This is a genomic window from Halobaculum halobium, from assembly GCF_030127145.1.
GTDB classification, from domain to species: Archaea; Halobacteriota; Halobacteria; order Halobacteriales; family Haloferacaceae; genus Halobaculum; species Halobaculum halobium.
On sequence record NZ_CP126158.1, the window covers coordinates 459,702 to 479,145 of the forward strand.

General features: G+C 69.1%; 16 protein-coding genes and 1 tRNA gene. 11 read left to right on the forward strand and 6 right to left on the reverse strand.

All coding sequences use genetic code 11. The features are described from left to right. Positions 1–74: 74 nt before the first annotated feature. A complete protein-coding gene (locus P0Y41_RS02510; RefSeq protein ID WP_284062428.1) occupies positions 75–668 on the reverse strand; it encodes a DUF420 domain-containing protein in 594 nt (197 codons plus the stop codon). 235 nt (positions 669–903) lie between these two features. Between P0Y41_RS02510 and P0Y41_RS02515 the strand changes: the two genes are divergently transcribed. Continuing rightward, positions 904–988 (forward strand) — tRNA-Leu (locus tag P0Y41_RS02515). Between the two features lie 179 nt (positions 989–1,167). Here the strand turns inward: P0Y41_RS02515 and P0Y41_RS02520 are convergent. After that, the gene (locus P0Y41_RS02520) at positions 1,168–2,454 is read right to left on the reverse strand and encodes a hypothetical protein (protein ID WP_284062429.1); all 1,287 of its coding nucleotides are present in this window, start codon (positions 2,452–2,454) and stop codon (positions 1,168–1,170) included. Between the two features lie 262 nt (positions 2,455–2,716). Here P0Y41_RS02520 and P0Y41_RS02525 point away from each other — a divergent pair, with 262 nt between their 5' ends. The 6 genes from P0Y41_RS02525 (at position 2,717) to P0Y41_RS02550 (ending at position 10,604) form a co-directional block, all read left to right on the forward strand. After that, entirely contained in the window at positions 2,717–3,304 is a 588-nt protein-coding gene (locus P0Y41_RS02525; protein ID WP_284062430.1) for a thymidine kinase, read from the forward strand. A gap of 112 nt (positions 3,305–3,416) precedes the next feature. Next, positions 3,417–4,019, forward strand: coding sequence for a YIP1 family protein (locus P0Y41_RS02530; RefSeq protein ID WP_284062431.1), 603 nt, complete (start codon positions 3,417–3,419; stop codon positions 4,017–4,019). Between the two features lie 137 nt (positions 4,020–4,156). Beyond that, entirely contained in the window at positions 4,157–6,304 is a 2,148-nt protein-coding gene (locus P0Y41_RS02535; protein WP_284062432.1) for a DHH family phosphoesterase, read from the forward strand. A 335-nt stretch (positions 6,305–6,639) separates the two neighbouring features. Then, on the forward strand, positions 6,640–8,415 hold the full coding sequence (locus P0Y41_RS02540; protein WP_284062433.1) for a tRNA uridine(34) 5-carboxymethylaminomethyl modification radical SAM/GNAT enzyme Elp3: 1,776 nt from the start codon (positions 6,640–6,642) through the stop codon (positions 8,413–8,415). 91 nt (positions 8,416–8,506) lie between these two features. Next, on the forward strand, positions 8,507–9,703 hold the full coding sequence (locus P0Y41_RS02545; RefSeq protein ID WP_284062434.1) for a mechanosensitive ion channel family protein: 1,197 nt from the start codon (positions 8,507–8,509) through the stop codon (positions 9,701–9,703). A gap of 61 nt (positions 9,704–9,764) precedes the next feature. Next, positions 9,765–10,604 (forward strand): ZIP family metal transporter, encoded by an 840-nt coding sequence (locus P0Y41_RS02550; RefSeq protein ID WP_284062435.1) that lies wholly within the window; start codon positions 9,765–9,767, stop codon positions 10,602–10,604. Between the two features lie 27 nt (positions 10,605–10,631). On the opposite strand, the gene P0Y41_RS02555 is transcribed toward P0Y41_RS02550, so the two are convergent. Then, entirely contained in the window at positions 10,632–11,897 is a 1,266-nt protein-coding gene (locus P0Y41_RS02555) for a M20 family metallo-hydrolase (protein ID WP_284062436.1), read from the reverse strand. A 196-nt stretch (positions 11,898–12,093) separates the two neighbouring features. Here P0Y41_RS02555 and thrS point away from each other — a divergent pair, with 196 nt between their 5' ends. From thrS to P0Y41_RS02565, 3 genes are all read left to right on the forward strand, one after another. Beyond that, on the forward strand, positions 12,094–14,028 hold the full coding sequence (gene thrS, locus P0Y41_RS02560; protein WP_284062437.1) for a threonine--tRNA ligase: 1,935 nt from the start codon (positions 12,094–12,096) through the stop codon (positions 14,026–14,028). A 226-nt stretch (positions 14,029–14,254) separates the two neighbouring features. Continuing rightward, positions 14,255–14,374: a rubrerythrin-like domain-containing protein gene (locus P0Y41_RS17975; protein WP_432764884.1), complete on the forward strand. Its 120-nt coding sequence runs from the start codon at positions 14,255–14,257 to the stop codon at positions 14,372–14,374. Between the two features lie 7 nt (positions 14,375–14,381). Then, positions 14,382–14,750: a DUF8009 family protein gene (locus P0Y41_RS02565; RefSeq protein ID WP_284062438.1), complete on the forward strand. Its 369-nt coding sequence runs from the start codon at positions 14,382–14,384 to the stop codon at positions 14,748–14,750. A 4-nt stretch (positions 14,751–14,754) separates the two neighbouring features. On the opposite strand, the gene P0Y41_RS02570 is transcribed toward P0Y41_RS02565, so the two are convergent. The 3 genes from P0Y41_RS02570 to P0Y41_RS02580 form a co-directional block, all read right to left on the reverse strand. After that, the gene (locus tag P0Y41_RS02570) at positions 14,755–14,949 is read right to left on the reverse strand and encodes a cold-shock protein (protein ID WP_284062439.1); all 195 of its coding nucleotides are present in this window, start codon (positions 14,947–14,949) and stop codon (positions 14,755–14,757) included. A gap of 351 nt (positions 14,950–15,300) precedes the next feature. After that, a complete protein-coding gene (locus P0Y41_RS17980; protein WP_432764885.1) occupies positions 15,301–16,500 on the reverse strand; it encodes a hypothetical protein in 1,200 nt (399 codons plus the stop codon). A gap of 199 nt (positions 16,501–16,699) precedes the next feature. After that, entirely contained in the window at positions 16,700–17,872 is a 1,173-nt protein-coding gene (locus P0Y41_RS02580) for a thiolase C-terminal domain-containing protein (RefSeq protein ID WP_284062440.1), read from the reverse strand. Positions 17,873–18,250: 378 nt separating this feature from the next. Here P0Y41_RS02580 and P0Y41_RS02585 point away from each other — a divergent pair, with 378 nt between their 5' ends. Continuing rightward, the gene (locus P0Y41_RS02585; RefSeq protein ID WP_284062441.1) at positions 18,251–19,273 is read left to right on the forward strand and encodes a transcription initiation factor IIB; all 1,023 of its coding nucleotides are present in this window, start codon (positions 18,251–18,253) and stop codon (positions 19,271–19,273) included. The last annotated feature ends 171 nt before the right edge of the window (positions 19,274–19,444 follow it).

The window sequence follows — 19,444 nt, forward strand, 5'->3', positions numbered from 1 at the left end:
CCGCATCGACGGCGTTGGCCCCGTCATCGTATTTGAAGCTCATCCCGTACGCGAGCCGATTGCTGCACCGCCGCTCAGTACACGAGATACAGGAGGACGTAGACGGCGACGCCGAGGGCGAACGAGACGAGCCACAGCGCGGCAGCCACCCGCCCGATCCGCCTGTGTGCGGTGTCAAACAGGTCTGCCAGGGGTCGCGTCGCCGCGAGCGTCAGTACGTACACGACGAGCGGGACGCAGACGATCGCGAGGAGGATGTGCACGGCGAGCAGCGGGAGGTAGACGAACCGTTCGACGACCCCCGGACCGCCGAAGTCAGTCGTCCCAAGGAGCGTGAGTCGGTAGAGGTACATCGCCAGGAACGCGCCGAACAGGCCGGTCGAGGCGAGCATGTACCGGCGGTGCGTTTCGAAGTCGCGGTTCCGGGCCGCACGCACCCCGAGCGAGATCGTGACGATAGCCGCGAGCGAGACCACTGCATTGAGCGTCGGGATCGCTTCCAGCACCGCGGAGGGCGCCCGAGGCAGGACAGTCGCGGGAACGACGCCCCCGACGACGGCGAATACGAGTCCGAGCGCGACCGCAGAGAGGAGTCCGGCAACGCCGAGGCTGTGCTCGCGTGCGAATCCGCGGAACCGGGCCAACGGTGTCGGAGCGTCCGTACTCATATGAGGGAGAAAGGCAGGTGGCCGTATAGCAGTTGTCCGATCGGTCCGGGTTGGCGCCGTCGGTTTCGCCGGCACCGTGAAACTACTGAACGGTGGGTACGCGTCGTCGTTTGAGTAGTCGACCGTCTGCGGGATCGACCGCCGCGCGGTATGGGAGTCGCACCCGGAGACTGGTCGGAATGGAAAGCCCTTTATCCGTAACCGAGATAGAACGGAGTGCGTACTGACGCACGATGCGTGGGTAGCCAAGCCAGGCCAACGGCGCAGCGTTGAGGGCGCTGTCCTGTAGAGGTCCGCCGGTTCAAATCCGGTCCCACGCATCCACACGGATGCAGGTGCTGTGCGCCCCTCGGGGCGCCCTACAGACAGCACCCACGCACAATCCTTCCGAACGCGACAACCGTGAGCGCACGGGCTGTCCACCCTGGCTCGGACGAGCGATCAGACGATCGTTGAGTTCGGCGGAACCCCGGCCGATTCGAGGGGAAACCGGATCAGTTCAGTCCATTCTGCGTCGTTTCGAGAGCGTCATTCCGACCGTTCCGATCCCGATACTCAGCAGGGAGAATCCGGATACCCAGCCCAGATTCGAAGCCGAGTCGTCGGACTGCTGGGGGATCTGGACGGTCAATTCTCCGGTCTCGCCGCCCTCGAGGGTGGTCGTTTCGAGGTCGAACAGCTCCTGCTCGTCGATCTCGTCCGAATCGAACGGTCCCGGAAGGACGAACGACGCGAGGTGAAGCGTCCGGGAGTCGGCACCCTCAGCCAGGCGGAACCTGACGGTTACGGACGTCGGATCGTCGTCCGCATCGAAGGTGAACGACTGCCCGACGATCGTCACGTCTTCGAGTTGTCCCTGGTTGCGCTGCCGCCGAACGGACGGGTTCTGGGTGACGCCGTCCTCGGAGTTGCCAAGGGCCGACAGTAGATCCCGCGGCCAGTAGGCCGGCGGATCCGGCGGTCGTTCACCGGTCGCGAAGTCGACCTGCCAGTGGACTACCTCCTCGGGAGTCGGGCTGGCGGTCGTAGTCGGTGTGTCGGTGGGGGTGTCGGTTGGTGTGTCGGTTGGTGTGTCGGTTGGTGTGTCGGTGGGGGTGTCGGTTGGTGTGTCGGTTGGTGTGTCGGTTGGTGTGTCGGTTGGTGTGTCGGTGGGGGTGTCGGTTGGTGTGTCGGTTGGTGTGTCGGTGGGTGTGTCGGTTGGTGTGTCGGTGGGTGTGTCGGTTGGTGTGTCGGTTGGTGTGTCGGTTGGTGTGTCGGTTGGTGTGTCGGTGGGTGTGTCTGTGGGGGTGTCGGTTGGTGTGTCGGTGGGGGTGTCGGTGGGGGTGTCCTGACCGACACAGAAGATCACGTTGCTGATCGCGGGGCTCGTCCCGAAGTCGATGAACCCACTCGTTCCGCCGGGGTACTGTTCGATGTCTTGACCGCCCTTCACCTGCACCACGTCGATCGACTGTTCAGCCGTCCAGTTGAACGACTCTGGCTCGTCGTCGCCGTCGAGGGAGACGTTCGTGATATTGACTCCCATCGCGTCTCCGCCCTCCGGGGCAAACGATCCGTCCGACTGCGCTTCGAACTTGACGAGCAGCTCCGTCCCGGTGGGGCAAGTGTTCTGCGGTCCGGTCTGCGCCGGGTTCGATACTCCGCCCTGTCCCGGGTTCGTCTGCAGCGGTTGTCCCATCGTCGCCGCGCCGGCTATCGGGACTCCGCCGGCCGCGAGTACTGCCGCGCCGGCGACGACGGCCGCGATGCCGACGGCAAGCGCCGCGTTCGTGGATTCTTTACCCACGCGTTCTCACCTTGGTCGGCCGGAGACGTCCGTCGCGATCTGTCGATCGTTCCGGTGTAGTATGATGATATCCGCTCATGACGACTGTGCGAATACATGTCATATTGATAAGTATACACAGCCAATATCGACGTATTTGGTGGATAACGGTGGGTATTCGCGCGTCCAAGTCACGACGAACCTGGATCGACAGCACGGTTCAGAGTCCCGTCGCCGCCCGAGAGGAGAACGGTTTTGGGTGCCGGCGTCGCCCCGTCGTGGTATGCACGCGATCACCGGCTCCGGCTGGATCGAGGTCATCTCGGGTTCGATGTTCTCCGGAAAGACCGAGGAACTCCTCCGACGGCTTCGTCGCGCGGAGATCGCGGGCCAGGAGATAGCCGTCTTCACGCCCGCGCTCGACGACCGCTACGGCGAGACGACCATCGGCACCCACAACGGCCGCTCGTGGGAGGCGAGCGTCGTCGACAACGAGGACGAGGGGCCGTGGGACATCGCGGACGAATTGAACGGCGAGATGGTCGTCGCGATCGACGAGGCGAACTTCTTCTCGGACGCACTCGTCGAGGTCTGTCAGGCGCTGGCGGAGGACGACCGACGCGTCATCGTCTCCGGAACCGACCAGACGTACCGCGGGGAGCCGTTCCACCCGCTGCCGGACCTGATGGCCGTCGCCGAGTACGTCGACAAGCTCCAAGCCATCTGCGCGGAGTGCGGGGAGCCGGCAACGCGTAACCAGCGGCTCATCGAGGGCGAGCCGGCCCACGTCGACGATCCGACGATCCTCGTCGGTGCCGAAGAGAGCTATCAGGCGCGGTGTCGGGACTGTCACGTGCTCCGTCGCGACTGAACCAGACGTACGCCGCATCCGCGTCCCGATGTGTACCGGCAAAACGTGCTCGCCCACCCGGAGGCCTCGACGAGACCGCAACCGTCATGGCTGCGCCGTCGGTAGCCGAGGTGTGACGACGTGGGTTGACGATCCCGAGGGGGGGCGGGCACGCGGCCCGAGCGCGGTCGCCCGCGCGTGGGCGGAGGTACTCGTTCGACCGGTTCGCTTCTTCGGCACCGGCGTCGCGCCCGGGGATCAAGCGCCGGGCCTCGTCTTCGCCGTCTGCGTCGCCGTTGCGTTCGCCGGCGGTCGGTTCCTCTTCGATCCCGCGAGCATCCCGACGGCGTTCGGCGGGCCGGCGATCTCGGCGGTGGTCTCGCTCCTGTTCGTGGCCGTCTTCGTCGCGCCCGCGGGCCTCCACTTGACGGCGGCGCTGCAGACGGTGTTGCTGATCCTGTTCGTTCGCGACCGCGCGGGGATCAGCGAGACCGTCCAAGTGATCGCGTACGCGACGGCCCCCTGCGCGCTCGCCGGCCCGCCGGTTCCGGAGCTGCGTGCGGCGTGTGCGCTGTACGGCGCCGGACTGCTCGTCATGGGGATCCGCGAGGTCCACGAAACGACGACGGTCCGGGCGGTCGCGGCGACGGTCGTGCCGGCGTCGCTGGTGTTCGGCTCCGGCTTCCGCGGCTTCGACGCGATCGCGACCCTGCTGGCCCGATGGTACATTATCTGACGGCGTCGCCGCGGCCGTCCGTGAGAGACGCGGCCGACGCTCGGACGCTATCCGGGGAGCATAAAGCGGTCGTTCGACGGATGCACGCGTCGGCGTTTCGACAACCGTTTTAGGCAGGGACCACTGATTCAACGCAAATGGGTAAGTGTATCATCTGTGGTGCGTCCGTGGACGGACGCATCTGCTCCTCCCACGAGGAAGACGTCGTCTTCGAGTTCCGCGGCAACGACCCGAACCAACTGAAACCGAACCGATTCTACAGCGGCATCGTCGACGGCTACGCCGACTTCGGCGTGTTCATCGACCTGTCGTCCAACGTCACCGGCCTCCTGCACCGCTCCGAACTCGACCGCCGGCTCGAGTCGCTCGACTGGGAGCCCGGAGACGAGGTGTTCGTCCAGGTGAAGAACGTGCGCGAGAACGGCAACGTCGACCTCGCGTGGTCCATCCGGCAGTCCGAGCGAGAGTTCCGCGGCGTGCTCGCTCAGGACGGGACCGAGGAAGTCGAGCCCGACTCGAACGACAGCGAGGACGGCAGCGGCGACTCCGCCGTGACACACAAACCGACGCCCGACGAGCCCGGCACCGACGACGAGTCCGAGGCGGCCGACGAGCCCAACGATGGCGGCGACGGATCGACGACAGAGGCCGAGGCCGACGACAGCGGGTCCGAGGGCGGCCAATCGCAGGCGGCCCAGGGCGCGTCCGAAGACAGCGACGACGGCGACGACGGCGACGACGTCGAGGCCGTCCGCGAACAGAAGCAGTCGACGCCCGACGACGACGGCGAGCGCGTTGACATCGGCACGTTGTCCGACCGCGTCGGCGAGACGATCCGCATCGAAGGCGAGGTCGTCGGCGCGCGCCAGACGGGCGGTCCGACGGTGTTCGAACTGCGCGACGAGACGGGCGTCGTCGACTGCGCGGCCTTCGTGCAGGCCGGCGTCCGCGCCTACCCCGAGATCGAGGTCGGCGACATCGTTCGCCTCGAGGGCGACGTGGAGGTCCGGCGCAACGAGATACAGGTCGAAACGGATGCGCTGGCGGCGCTCGAGGGAAATGAGAGCGCGGCCGTCGAGCGACGCTTGGCCGACGCGCTGACGGACGAAGCCCGCCCCGACGGCGTCGTCACCCTCGGCGAGCACCCGGCGATCGAGACCGTCGGCGACGACCTGCTCGAGGCCGCCGAAGCCGTCCGCCGCGCGGTCATCGAGTCCCGCCCGATCGTCGTTCGCCACGCCGCCACCGCCGACGGCTACGTCGCCGGCGCGGCCGTCGAGCGCGCGGTCCTCCCGCTGATCCGCGAGGAGCACGCCAAGAGCGACGCCGAGTACCACTACTTCACGCGCCGGCCGCTCGACGAGCCGGTGTACGACATGGACGCGGCGACGAAGGACGCGACCCGGATGCTCCAGGACCGCGACCGCCACGGCGAGCAGCTCCCGCTCGTGCTCCTGCTGGGCACCGGCTCGACCGTCGAGTCCGAGGACGGGCTCGACCTGCTGGGCGTCTACGACGCCGAGCGCGTCGTCGTCGACGCCGCGACGGCGGATCCCGAGATCGCCGACGCGGTCGCGACGCTCGTCAACCCCGGGCTCGCGGGCGCCGAGACCGCCGACCTGACCACCGGCGCGATCGCGTCGGTGCTGGCTGCGACCGTGAACGGGGACGTGACCGACGACCTCGCGCACCTCCCGGCGGTGAGTTACTGGGAGGGGACACCCGAGGCGTACGCCGACCTCGCGACCGACGCCGGCGTCGACGCCGATCGCGTCACCGAGTTGCGCGAGGCAATCGCGCTGGAGGCGTACTACCAGAGCTACCAGGACAAGCGCGAACTGATCACCGACATCCTCTTCGACAGCGAGGGCGGCGACCTCGCGGGCCACATCGCGGGACAGTTCCGCGAGAAGCTGGAGACGGAACTGGAGACCGCCGAGGCGAACATCGAGGAGCGAGAGGTCGACGACTTCACCTTCGCCGCGCTCGACGCCGACGCGTACAGCCACCGCTTCGACTTCCCGTCGACGACGCTGCTGGCCGACGAACTCCAGCGGCGGGGCGAGCGCGACGCGACGGTCGTGTACGGCACCGACGAGCTGTACGTGCGCGCCGACGGCGACGTCGACGTGCGCTCGGCCGCCGGCGACGCCGCGATGGCGGTGCCCGACGCGGGCGTCACCGCCGTCGGCGTTCGCCAGGGCCGCATCGAGTACCTCGCCGGCCGCCGCGACGAGGTGACCGACGCCGTCGTCGACGCGGTCGCGGGACAGCTGAACGACTGAGCGCGACGCGGGCCTCCGTCTTATCGCGGTCCGTCTTCTCCGAGGAGGTACGAACGGAATCGCTCTCACGCGGTGGCGCGTGCCGGCGAGGCTCCGTTTCCGGCCGACGCGCCCGAGGTTCACGCGAGCGACGCGAGTGTGAACACAGCAAGGCTTGATCTGACAGGGATGAGGAGGACCGAGCGGAGCGAGTGCCGAGCGAATCGGCCGGAGGAGGACGTGGCTGTGGGCGAGACTTCCGACGGATCGGGCTCCCTGACCGGGCCCGCAGAGCCGCGCAGCACTGATCCCCACGAACGAAACCCTTACCCACCGAACGCGACCACTCACACCTAATGAGCGGCACCGCAGAGCCGGACCCCGAGCTGTCGGCGTACGCCGAGCAGTCCGACGAGCCCGAGGCGTTCGAGCGCGCCTGCGCACACCTCGTCGAGCAGATTCTCGACGGCGAGGTCGACCGCGACGGCCTCGAATCCGCCAAGCTCGACGCCTGCTCGGCGTTCTCCTCGCCGAAGGTGCCCCAGAACACCGACCTCCTCCAGCGTGCCCCCGAGGGCCGGAGGGAGGCGGTCCGCGAGGTCGTCCGGCGCAAGCCCGTGCGCACCGCCTCGGGCGTGTCGCCGGTCGCGATCATGACGTCGCCGCACACGTGCCCGCACGGGAAGTGCCTCTACTGCCCGGGCGGCCCCGCCTCCGAGTTCGACTCCTCCCAGAGCTACACCGGCCACGAGCCCGCCGCCGCTCGGGGCCAGCAGAACGACTACGACCCGTACGGCCAGGTCACCCTCCGCCTGGAGCAACTGCGCCACATCGGTCACCCGGTCGACAAGGCCGAGTTGATCCTCATGGGCGGGACGATGACCGCCCGCTCGCACGACTACCAGGAGTGGTTCGTCAAGCGGGCGCTGCAGGCGATGAACGAGTACGACACCGACGCGCGGCCGAACCCCGCCGAGGGGCGTAGTTTCGCGCAGGATCCGGCGGCGTACGACTTCGAATATCTGGAGGACGTGAAGTCGCGCAACGAACAGGCCGACGTGCGCTGCGTCGGCATCACGTTCGAGACGAAGCCCGACTGGTGTGACCCCGAGCAGATCGACCGGATGCTGACGCTCGGCGGCACGAAGGTCGAGGTCGGCGTCCAGACGACCTACGAGCGCGTGAACCGCGAGATGCACCGGGGCCACGGCAACCAGGCGTCGGTCGACGCGAACCGTCGGCTGCGCGACGCCGCGTTCAAGGTTGGCTTCCACATGATGCCGGGGCAGCCCGGAATGACCGCGGAGATGTGTCGGGAGGACTTCCGACAGCTGTTCGAGAACCCCGACTGGCGCCCGGACTACCTGAAGATCTACCCGACGCTCGTCGTCCGCGGCACCCGGGTGTACGACTCGTGGCGGCGCGACGAGTTCGAGCCGCTCGACAACGACGAGGCCGCCGATCTCGTCGCCGACGCGATGGATCAGATCCCGAAGTACTGCCGGCTCCAGCGCGTCCAGCGCGACATCCCCGCCGACTTCATCGACGCCGGCGTCTGGAAGTCGAACCTCCGGCAACTGGCCGAGCAGCGCGCAGACGAGAAGGGCTACACCCTGCGTGACATCCGCGCCCGCGAGGTCGGGCACAACGACGCCGACCCGCGCCCCGAAGACGTCGAACTGGACGTGGTGACCTACGAGTCCGGCGGCGGGCTGGAACACTTCATCTCCTTCGAGGACGCCGAACGGGACCTGCTGATCGGGTTCTGTCGCCTCCGGTTCCCGTCGTACTCACACGCCGCGCCGGGCGCCGGCCCCGCGGCCGACGGCGACGCCGTGCGCCGGGAACTGACGGACGCGGCGCTCGTCCGGGAACTTCACGTGTACGGGTCGCCGGCGACGTTCGACGGCGCGGGCGACGGGGGAGCCGCGGGCGGAACCGCCGGGTCCGCCGACGACGGGGACTGGCAACACCGCGGGTACGGTCGGCGGCTGCTCCGAGAGGCCGAGGACATCGCCGACGACGCCGGCTTCCCGAAGCTCTCTGTGATCTCCGGGATCGGCGTGCGCGGCTACTACCGGGACAAGCTCGGCTACCACCAGGACGGCCCGTACGTGAGCAAGCGACTGTAGACGGGGCCGTCGGAGCGACCGCACCGCAACTGAGAATCGCGTCCGATAGGCGCACCGCCGCGCTTTTTGCTCCCGTGTCAGTTGCGAGGGTATGCGACTTGCGCTCCTCGCGGCCCTCCGGGAGACCCTCGAGGGGTTCGTGACGACCGAAGCGCGGCTGGCGGCGACGGTCGTCCTCCTCACGTCGGCGGGCGTGACGGCGCTGCTGTTCACGCCGCGGGCGGTACGGATCGTCCACACGCTCGTCCGCGACCGCGTGCTCGCGAACGAGCGCGTTCCAGTCGAGGCATCGGAGTTCGACTGGCGAGTCCCGATCAACGCAATCGTCCGCACCCTCCAGTTCGCGGTGCTGCTCGGTTCCGGGCTCGCGATCCTGGTCGTGTGGGGGTACGTCGACGTGGCGCTCGCGACGGTGGCCGCGATGGCCGCGACGCTGCCGACGCTGGCGAAGGCGCTCACGTCGGTCGGAGTCGTCGCCGCCGCGTTGATCGCGATCGACGTGTTGGAGTCTCGCCTCGACGACTACGCCGCCGAGTCCGACGCGATCAACCAACACCAGCAGGGGATCGTGTTCCGCGTGCTCCAGGTGTCGGTGCTGGTGGCCGCGATCGTGAGCGGACTCACGGTGTGGGGTATCGACCTGGGCGGCCTGCTCGTCGGCGCGGGGTTCCTCGGAATCGTGATCGGGACGGCCGCGCGCACGACCATCGGGTCGCTCATCGCCGGGTTCGTCCTCATGTTCTCGCGGCCGTTCGAGCTGGGCGACTGGGTCGAGATCGACGGCGAGGAGGGGATCGTCGCGGACATCACCGTGATCAACACCCGAATCCGCACCGCAAGCGGCGAGGTCGTCGTCATCCCGAACGAGCGCGTCGCCAACGCGACCATCTCCAACCGGACCCGGATGGGACAGCTCCGGCTTTCGGTCGACGTTGGCGTCGACTACGACGCCGATCTGGAGCGCGCAGAGGCGGTTGTCGGCGAGGCCCTCGCCGACGTGAACCACGTCGAGGACAATCCGCCGACGCAGGTGGTCCCGAAGTCGCTGAGCGACTCGGCCGTCGTGCTCGAGTGTCGGTTCTGGATCGACACGCCGAGCGCGCCAAAGCGCGCGCTGGCGACCGCCGCGGTCGTCCGCGAGGTGAAAACCGCCCTCGACGACGCCGGGATCAAGATCCCCTACCCGCAACGCGAGATCGCCGGCCGCGAGGAGACCGGCGGGTTCCGCGTCGCCGAGGGCGACGGCGACCAGATCGGAGCCGCGGCCGTTCCCGGTGACGACGACTGAGCGGCCGAGGAGGCTCGCCCGGACCGGTAGCTTTTGATGGAGTCCGGGCGGTGGCTCAGACGTGTTCGAGCGAGCGTTCGTCGATCTGGTCGGGACGAACCCCGTCACCCAGGCGCTGGTCGCCGGCTGCGTCATCGCGGGGATGAACATGGTCGGCGCCCTGCTGGTGCTCGTCGTGCGCGACCCCGGGGACCGACTGCTCGACGGTGCACTCGGTTTCGCCGCCGGCGTCATGCTCGCGGCGTCGTTCACGTCGCTCATCGTCCCCGGGATCGACCTGACGGAGGTGGTGGTCCCCGGCGTCCCGGCGACTGGACTGCTCTCGCCGGTCCCCGTGCTCGCCGGGATCGTCCTCGGCGTGCTCGTGCTGGATCAGGCCGACCACTGGGTCCCGCACGTCCACGTCCTCGTCACGGGTCGAGCGCGCCCAGACCAGACGGTCGTCGACGCGAAGGTCGCGTCCGTGATCCTCTTCATCGTCGCCATCACGATCCACAACATGCCCGAGGGGCTGGCCGTCGGCGTCGGCTTCGGCTCCGGGAACGTCGCGAACGGGCTCTCGCTCATGCTCGCGATCGGCATCCAGAACGTTCCCGAGGGGTTGGCGGTGTCCATCGCCGCGGTCAACGCCGGTTTCGACCGCGGGACCTACGCCGCGCTCACGGGGATCCGCTCGGGGCTCGTCGAGATCCCGCTGACCGTGGTCGGTGCCGTCGCCGTCACCATGGCCGCCCCGATCCTCCCGTACGCGATGGGCTTCGCCGCCGGCGGCATGCTGTTCGTCATCTCCGACGAGATCCTCCCGGAGACGCACTCGCGGGGCCACGAGCGGGTTGCGACGCTCGGGACGATGCTGGGCGTCGTAGTGATGCTATACCTGGACGTTGCGCTCGCGGCGTGAGCAGCGACGGGGTGGATAGGGTGAGGCCTACCGCTCGGCGACGCCCGCGGTGGAGGCGATAGCGCCGGCGAGCACCCGCGTCGCGGCCGCGCAGTCGTCCCAGTCGGTCCACTCCCGGGGGTTGTGGCTGATACCCTCCCGGGAGGGGGCAAACAGGAGGCTCGCGTCCGTCACGTCGGCGACGTGCATCGTGTCGTGAGCGGCGCCCGAGTGGAGGTCCATCGTCCCGATCCCGGCGGCGTCGCCGGCGCGGTGGGCCGCCTCGCGGAGCCGCTCGGCCATCGGCGTCGGCCGGAGGTCGAACGGGCGCTCGAAGTCGGTGTCGACGCCGCGCTCGGTCTCGATGCGTGCGAGGGCATCGCGGACGGCGCCGACGACCGTCTCCATTGAGTCGTACTCCACGTCGCGGATGTCGACGCCCGCCTCGACGCGACCGGGAACGACGTTCGTCGCGTTGGGCGACACGTCGAGCGATCCTACGGTGCCGACCGCCGAGTCACTGCTCGCGTCGACGACCTCGTTCGCGGCCGACTCCACGTCGAGCACGAGTTCGGCCGCGGCCGCGAGCGCGTCCGTCCGGTCGTGCATGTGCGTCGCGCCCGCGTGGTTCGCCTCGCCCACGATCTCCACGTCGAGGTGGGTGATCCCCGTGATCGTCGTGACGACGCCGACGGGGACGCCCGCCTCCTCCAGCGCCGTGTCCTGTTCGATGTGGAGCTCGTAGAAGGCGTCCCACCCGGTCGCGTCGAGACGGCCCTCGCCGCGGAAACCGATGTCCTCCAGCGCTTCTTCGAGGGTGACGCCGTCGTCGTCGGTGAGCGCGAGCGCCTCCTCGACGGAGCGCTCCCCGGCCGCCACGGAGGAGCCGAGCAGGCCGTCCGCGAACCGCTGCCCCTCCTCCTCGGTGAACGAGACGACCGTGACGGGGCGGTCGGGCGTGACGCCGGCGTCCCGCATCGCGCGGACGGCCTCGAGCGCGGCGTAGACGCCGAGGGGACCGTCGAAGATACCGCCCTCAGGCACCGAGTCGAGGTGGCTGCCGACGGTGACGGGTGCGGCGTCGGGGTCGGCGCCGTCGGGCGTCCACGCGCCCGCCACGTTGCCGACGGCGTCGACGGTCACGTCGAGGCCGGCCGATTCCATTCGATCGACGAGGTACTCGCGAGCGCGGCGGTTCGCCTCGGTCCCGACGAGGACGGTCCGGCCGCGGCCCTCGCCCGCGTCGATGTCGCCGAACGCGGCGGTCGCTTCGATGTCGTCGCGGAGACGGTCAGCGTCGACGGTGAGGTCCATACCACCCGGTTCGCCGTCGTCGGTGTTGGGTCTTTCCGAAGCGGGACTGTGAGCCGAGCGGGCGGGGGTCGCGGGCGGCCGCGTCGTCGCGGTCACGATCCCCGAACGACCGCCGTCGGCCGCTCTGAACGGTCGCTCCGTCGCGCTCTCGCGCGGTTCGACAAGACTTATTCGCGCCCCGCGGCACCGAACGCGTATGAGCGACATCATCGTCACCCTGCCGGACGGCTCGGAGCTGTCCGTCTCAGAGGGTGCATCCGTCGAGGACGTGGCGTACGAGATCGGGCCAGGACTCGGGAGCGACACCGTCGCCGGCGTCGTCGACGGCGAGCTCGTCGACAAGGCCGCGCCCGTCCACGACGGCGCGCGGATCGAGATCGTGACCGACCAGAGCGAGGAGTACCTGCAGGTGCTTCGCCACTCGACGGCGCACGTGTTCGCGCAGGCGCTCCAGCGCGTGCACCCCGAAGCGAAGCTCGCAATCGGCCCGCCGACCGAGGAGGGATTCTACTACGACGTCGCCGGCGTCGACATCGACGAGGACGACTTCCCGGCGATCGAAGCCGAGATGGCCGACATCGTTGAGTCGGACTACGGGATCCGTCGCCTGGAGGTGTCCCGCGAGGACGCGTTGGACGAGTACGGGGATAACGAGTACAAGACGGAGATCCTGAACGAGGAGGCCGCAGGCGAGGACCCCGTCTCGGTGTACGAGCAAAACGACTGGCGAGACCTCTGTAAGGGACCGCACGTCGAGTCGACCGGGCAGATCGGCGCCTTCGAGCTGTTGAGCATCTCCTCGGTGTACTGGCGCGGCGACGAGGAGAACGACCAGCTGACCCGCGTGTACGGAACGGCCTTCGAATCGGAGTCGGATCTGGAGGAGTTCCTGAACATGCGCGAGGCGGCCAAAGAGCGCGATCACCGCAAGATCGCCCGCGAGATGGACCTGTTCTCCATCCCGACGGTCACCGGCCCGGGCCTGCCGCTGTATCACCCGCCGGGTAAGACGGTCCTCTCGGAGCTGGAGGGGTACGTCAACGACCTCAACGACGACGCGGGCTACGGCGAGGTCGAGACGCCGCACGTGTTCCGGACGGAGCTGTGGGAGCAGTCGGGCCACTACGAGAACTACCAGGACGACATGTTCCTCTTCGACGTGAACGAGGAGGAATACGGCCTGAAGCCCATGAACTGTCCCGGGCACGCCACCATCTTCGACCAGGGCTCGTGGTCCTACCGCGACCTCCCGGTGCGCTACGCCGAGCACGGGAAGGTGTACCGCAAGGAGCAGCGCGGCGAGCTGTCGGGCCTCTCGCGGACGTGGGCGTTCACCATCGACGACGGCCACCTGTTCGTCCGGCCCGACCAGATCGAAGCCGAGGTCCGACAGGTGATGGACGGGATCGAGCAGGTGTTGGAGACGTTCAACCTGGACGTGTCCGTCGATCTGGCGACGCGCCCCGAGAAGTCCGTCGGCGGCGACGAGGTGTGGGAACAGGCCGAGTCCCAACTGGAGTCGGTACTCGAATCCTCCTCGCTGGAGTGGGGGATCGAGCCGGGCGACGGCGCCTTCTACGGCCCGAAGATCGACTTCTCGTTCGAGGATGCGCTCGGCCGGTCGTGGGACGGCCCGACGGTGCAGTTGGACTTCAACATGCCCGAGCGGTTCGACCTGACGTACACGGGCGAGGACAACCAAGAACACCGCCCCGTGATGATCCACCGCGCGCTGTACGGGAGCTACGAGCGCTTCTTCATGGTGCTCATCGAGCACTTCGGCGGCGACTTCCCGTTCTGGCTGGCGCCCGAACAGGTTCGGATCCTCCCCATCTCCGACGACAACCTCGGGTACGCCCACCGCGTGAAGAACCAGCTCTCCGAGTTCCGCGTCGAAGTCGAGGACCGCGACATGACCATCGGCCGGAAGATCCGCGCGGCCCACGACGACCGCGTGCCGTACATGGTCGTCGTCGGCGGCGACGAAGAATCGGCGGAGACCATCTCGGTTCGCGACCGCTTCGAGAACGAGCGCAACGACATCGACCCGAGCGCGTTCGTCGAGCACCTCCGGGGGGAGGTCGCCGAAAAGACCGTCGAGCCCGACTTCGTCACCGACCACGGGGAGTAACGGAGCAGCCGACGACCGTCGATCGTCCGAGAACCGCTCAGCGTTTCAATTTCGAGTTCCCGAACTCGCTGTCGCTCAGTCCGTACAACACCGGCAGCCACGCCGAGGGACAGTCGGGCACAGCCGCGGCTCCACCGGAGTACGCGACCCGGTGGGAGATACCGCAATACTCACGGCCGACAGTCCGTGGTAACATTTAACACCGTGTCGATCAAACGAACGGGCGATGGTTGGACGGTCATTCGTCTGTCGCGAGTGCGGAACGAGCGTCAGCGTTCTCTCCTACCGAGCGACGTGCCCGGACTGTTCGGGCAAGCTCGAACAGACCACACACGCGGAGCCGTAAGCCGACCGTGTCGAACACGGACGAGACAGGTTCCTCGGAGATCCGCGCACTTGCCGTCACCGTCGACGACGTGATCGCGGCGCTCGAAGCCCGCGATCGCGGGCGTCGCGAGGCGGTCCTCCGGATCACCCCGCCGTTCTCGGGGCGGATGCGCGCGCGACTCCACATCGCGGGCGCCGAAGGGGAGTACGACGGCGACACCGACGCCGAGCCGATTCACGTCGAGCCGCGAGCGTTTCTCTCCGACGGATTCCCGCGGTTCCCCGGGACCGGCGCAGAGCGCTGGCGCTCGGCGGCGCGCGCGTCGCTGCAAGAACAGGTCGAACTGAGTGGCTCCGACGGACCGCTGACGGTCCGGGTACGATACCTCGGATAGCACCCTACAGGCGCTGGAGGTTTGTGGCTCGTGGGCCCTTCTCGGCCTCCTCGATGTCGAACTCGACCTCCTGATCTTCCTCGAGGTCCGGGCCGCCGACGTCCTCCATGTGGAAGAAGACGTCGTCGTCCGCGTCCTCGGTTTCGATGAATCCGTACCCGCCAGTGTCGTTGAAGAATGCGACCGTACCTTTCGCCATTCGCGTGTACCTCGTTCTCCCGTGAGGCGACTGTAGTACATATATCTGTGGGTCGTGGTGACACGACACTCCGCCAGCGCGGCGCGGACGGACGGCGTCGACGGGTGGCGGTTCGACGGCGGTCAGCCGTAACGCTGATTACACACAACGGGATACATCAACACTGCCTGCGGACGGCCGTCCCGTCGTGTGCCTCTCTCATCCCCCCCAGGTACGACGTGGCCCCCGCGGGCACTTTTCACGCCGAACTCCCGACCGACTCATCCGTCCTCGCTCACGAGCTTCGCCTTTCGGCCGTACCGGACCACACCCTCCTGCTCGTAGATCCGTCTGAACACCGCCCGAACCGGGTCACCGGCGGCAACGGCGTCCGGCTTCGCGTCCGCGACCTGCATGGGGACGCTCGCTGCCGCGCCGTCGCGCTCGAACCGAACGATCGCGACTGCGTACTCCCCGCCGCGCTCGGCCTGCCGAGCGAACTCGGGCGGCGCCCCGTCGGGCGAGACGCCGGTCACCGTCTCGACGACGCCCGCGCTGGGAAGGTGAACGGGCTCGTAGTCGACGAGCCCGTGGCAGTCGGGACACGCGCCGTCCGGGGGAACGCGAGCGCGCCGCAGTCTGGACAGCGACCCGCCCGGAGCCGGTAGCGCGCTGGCTGTGACCGCCGCCACGTCGGCACCGACACCGCCGCGCCGCCCCCGCCGGCGGCTCGTCGCGCGTGATCTCGCCGCAGCGCCTGAGCGCCGCCGCGTACGACAGCTCCTCGTCGGTGGCCAGATCGGCCTCGACGGGCGCGAGCCCGTCGACGAGGAGGGCGTCCGCGCCGGCGCCGCTGCCCCAGCCGACGACGAGCGTCGGGGTCGCCCCCTCACGAAGCGCCGCCGCCAAGCCCAGAAGCGGCCCGGCCGCGCCGGTGTCGCCCAGTGTCGCAACCGGTGTCGCCACCGCGTCGGCGTCCAGCCCGACCGTCCGCGCCGCCCGAAGGGAGCGGTCACCGTCGGGCGCAGTCACCGCGAACGCGGCAGCCGCTTCCGGGTCTGGCGCGTTCGGGTCGTCGCCGAGCAGGTCGACGGCCGCGCGGGTCGGCCGCGCGAACGCCGCCCGGTCGTACGCCGTGACGCCCAACCCCTCCGTCTCCTCGCGGCCGGTCCGTCTGAATCTCGTTCCCGGGTAGTCGGCCGCGACCTCGGCGTCGCCGACGAGGTGGGCGCCCGTGCCCGTCCCGGGGCCGAGGACAACTGCAGCGGCCCCCGCCCCCGCGGCGTGCCCCTCGGGGGACGCCGGCGCCGCTCGGGGCGCGTCGGCGGCTACGACGAGCGCAGGGAACGCTGCGGCGTCGCGCGCGCCTCGAAGCGCCCGCGTTCCCGCGCGCGTGCTCCGACCGGCGTAGAGGGTCCGCGCGTCAGCGGCGACGCCGAGCGCGCCGCCCAGCCGCGGCACGAGGTCTTCCTCCGCCAGCGGTGGCGTTGTGGTCGCGAACGCGAGCCCCGCGAGGTCGCCCGCGGCGACCCCGGCAGCCGAGAGCGCGCGTTCGGCGGCCGCCACGCCCATGGTGAGCGTGTCCTCGTCCGCCGCCGGAACCGCGACCGCGTCGACGCCGCGGGCGCGCGACCGGCCCCACGCCTCGACGATCGCCTCGCGGGGAGCCCGGCCGACGGCGCGTACGCGCCGACGCCGAGGAGTCGCGCGTCGGGGTCGGCTCGGTCCTCGGTCGCGTTTGCATCTGCCCCGCGATCCGGTTCAGGTCGGCTCACGCGCCGGTCACCCCCGCCGCCTCGAACACGTGAACCACGGCCGCGCCGCCGGACCCGCCGACGTTGTGCGTCAGCCCGCGCTGGGGGTCGTCGAGCTGGCGCTCGCCGGCAGCGCCGGTCAGCTGATCGAACGCCTCGACCGCCTGTCCGGCGCCGGTCGCGCCGATCGGGTGGCCCTTCGACTTCAGCCCGCCGGAGGTGTTGACGGGGAGGTCGCCGGCGGCGGCCGTGACGCCGTCGCTTGCGAGCGCGGCCGCCTCACCCCGATCGCAGAACCCGAGATCCTCGTAGGCGAGCAGCTCGGCGATGGCGAAGCAGTCGTGCACCTCGGCGAAGTCGAGGTCGACCCGCGGGTCGTCGACGCCGGCGCGGTCGTACGCCGTCGCCGCGGCCGACTCGCTGGCGGGGATCCGCGTGTAGGTGTCCCGCTGGAACAGCCCGACGCGGTCGGAGGCGGCCCCGACGCCGGCGACCCGAACGCGCTCGTCGAAGGACGCGGCGGCGTCCTCGCTCGCGACCAGCACCGCGGCGGCGCCGTCGCTCGTCGGACAGCAGTGATACAGCGTGAGCGGGTCGGCGACGACGGCGGCCGCCTCGGCGTCCTCGACCGAGCACTCGAAGCCGAGGTGCGCCTTCGGATTCCGCGCGCCGTTCGCGTGGCTCTTGGCGGCGACCGCAGAGAGCGCTCGACGGGGCGCGTCGTACTCCCGGAGATACGCGTCCGCCATCTGTGCGTACACGCCGGAGAACGTCGTTCCGGCCATCCGCTCCCACTCCGTCTCTCCGGAGACGCCCAGCCAGTACTTCGTCGCCTCGGCGGAGGCGTCCGTCATCACCTCGACGCCGCCCGCGAGGACGAGGTCCGCCATTCCCGAGCGCACCGCCATCACGGCCTGGCGGAGCGCGGAGCCGGAGGCGGCACAGGCGTTCTCCACGCGCGTACAGGGAACCCCGTGGAGGCCGACGTGCTCGGTGACGGCGGGACCGGCGAGGCCGAGCTGTCTGCCGCCGACGCCGAGCGTGCCGACGAACGCCTCGTCGACGTCGGTCGCGTCGAGATCAGCCGGCCTGGCGGCCTCGTACGCCTCGCGGAAGAGGGTCCGATACGTCGCCTCGGGGAACGAGCCGAACGACGACTGGCCCGCCCCCACGATGTAGGCGTCGCTCATGGCGGAGACCGACCCCGCATCGTCGTAAGTGTTGCCGGTCCGTGGACCTGAGTCTGCTCCGCAAGGTTGGCTGTGTCTGCGAGCACACAGGGTGGCAGAGTAACTGACTCCGCGTCCACGGCACGGTGCGGGCGATGCGGCGCAAGCCTTACGTCCGCATCGATCCGGAATACCGAACGATTTTTATCTATACTTACGCCGACATCGATCAGTCTGAATACCCCGGAATACGACGGTTTCTCGTATCCTCGAGGCGTGAGAGCGGCGTGCACGCCAGCAAAACATTTATATACTTCCTATGCGTAACGAGTAGTAAGGACGACACGGTCGGAGGTCGATTTTTTCGCCTCCGAACCGCCGTCGATCCGGGAGCATACAATGAGCGAATCAGAAACCACCCTCAGTAGTTACACGCAGCGCGAGAAAGAAGCGAAAGAGCGACCCGGGGAACAGGTCGAGGAGACCGAGTCCGTTCGGGCCTGCCCCGAGTGCGGCGGCAACGTCGTCGCCGACGAAGAGCACGGCGAGACGGTCTGTCGAGACTGCGGTCTCGTCGTCGAAGAGGACGCCATCGACCGCGGCCCCGAGTGGCGGTCGTTCAACCGCGACGGCGAGAGCAAATCTCGCGTGGGCGCCCCGACGACGAAGATGATGCACGACAACGGGCTGTCGACCAACATCGGCTGGCAGAACAAGGACGCCTACGGCAAGGCGCTCTCCTCGGAGCGCCGCCAGCAGATGCAGCGCCTGCGCACGTGGCACGAGCGGTTCCGCACGCGCGACTCGAAAGAGCGCAACCTCAAGCAGGCGCTCGGCGAGATCGACCGCATGGCCTCCGCGCTCGGGCTGCCCGAGAACGTCCGCGAGACCGCGTCGGTCATCTACCGCCGCGCGCTCGACGAGGACCTCCTCCCCGGTCGTTCGATCGAAGGCGTCGCCTCGGCGAGCCTGTACGCCGCCGCGCGGCAGGCGAACACCCCGCGCTCGCTCGACGAGCTGACGGCGGTGTCGCGCGTCGACCGGATGGAGCTCACGCGGACGTACCGCTACATCGTCCGCGAGCTGAAGCTGGAGGTCGCGCCCGCCGACCCCGCGCAGTATCTCGCGCGGTTCGCCTCCGAGCTGGGACTGTCGGACGAGGGGGAATGGCGCGCCCGCGGGCTGTTGAAGACGGCTGCAGAGGCCGGCGTCACCAGCGGGAAGTCGCCGGTGGGCCTCGCCGCGGCCGCCGTCTACGCCGCGTCGCTGCTCACCAACGAGGCGCTGACGCAGAGTCAGGTGAGCGAGGTCGCGGGAGTGAGTGAGGTGACCATCCGGAACCGCTACAAGGAGCTGCTCGACGCCGCAGAGAACGCAGAGGGCACACCCGGCGCGGGCGACCGCGACCGCGCGGCCGCCTGATCTCGCTGCTCCCGTCGACGTGCGGTACGTGGTTTTTCCGCGGCCTGTTTCTCTCGCTGGCGCCTCGAGGCCGACTCTCGTCACCGATCCCTTCCTATTGGATTGACTAAGCGAGACCGCACCCCGCCGAGAACGCCCGCAACGCTTTATTGTCCCCCGAGCGACGACCCG

Excerpts from the sequence above, each read along its gene's own strand:
- P0Y41_RS02510 (WP_284062428.1), bottom strand. The coding sequence starts at position 668 with ATGAGTACGGACGCTCCGACACCGTTGGCCCGGTTCCGCGGATTCGCA.
- P0Y41_RS02525 (WP_284062430.1), top strand. The coding sequence starts at position 2,717 with ATGCACGCGATCACCGGCTCCGGCTGGATCGAGGTCATCTCGGGTTCG.
- P0Y41_RS02535 (WP_284062432.1), top strand. The coding sequence starts at position 4,157 with ATGGGTAAGTGTATCATCTGTGGTGCGTCCGTGGACGGACGCATCTGC.
- P0Y41_RS02540 (WP_284062433.1), top strand. The coding sequence starts at position 6,640 with ATGAGCGGCACCGCAGAGCCGGACCCCGAGCTGTCGGCGTACGCCGAG.
- P0Y41_RS02545 (WP_284062434.1), top strand. The coding sequence starts at position 8,507 with ATGCGACTTGCGCTCCTCGCGGCCCTCCGGGAGACCCTCGAGGGGTTC.
- P0Y41_RS02555 (WP_284062436.1), bottom strand. The coding sequence starts at position 11,897 with ATGGACCTCACCGTCGACGCTGACCGTCTCCGCGACGACATCGAAGCG.
- thrS (WP_284062437.1), top strand. The coding sequence starts at position 12,094 with ATGAGCGACATCATCGTCACCCTGCCGGACGGCTCGGAGCTGTCCGTC.
- P0Y41_RS17975 (WP_432764884.1), top strand. The coding sequence starts at position 14,255 with ATGGTTGGACGGTCATTCGTCTGTCGCGAGTGCGGAACGAGCGTCAGC.
- P0Y41_RS02570 (WP_284062439.1), bottom strand. The coding sequence starts at position 14,949 with ATGGCGAAAGGTACGGTCGCATTCTTCAACGACACTGGCGGGTACGGA.
- P0Y41_RS17980 (WP_432764885.1), bottom strand. The coding sequence starts at position 16,500 with ATGGGCGTGGCGGCCGCCGAACGCGCGCTCTCGGCTGCCGGGGTCGCC.
- P0Y41_RS02580 (WP_284062440.1), bottom strand. The coding sequence starts at position 17,872 with ATGAGCGACGCCTACATCGTGGGGGCGGGCCAGTCGTCGTTCGGCTCG.
- P0Y41_RS02585 (WP_284062441.1), top strand. The coding sequence starts at position 18,251 with ATGAGCGAATCAGAAACCACCCTCAGTAGTTACACGCAGCGCGAGAAA.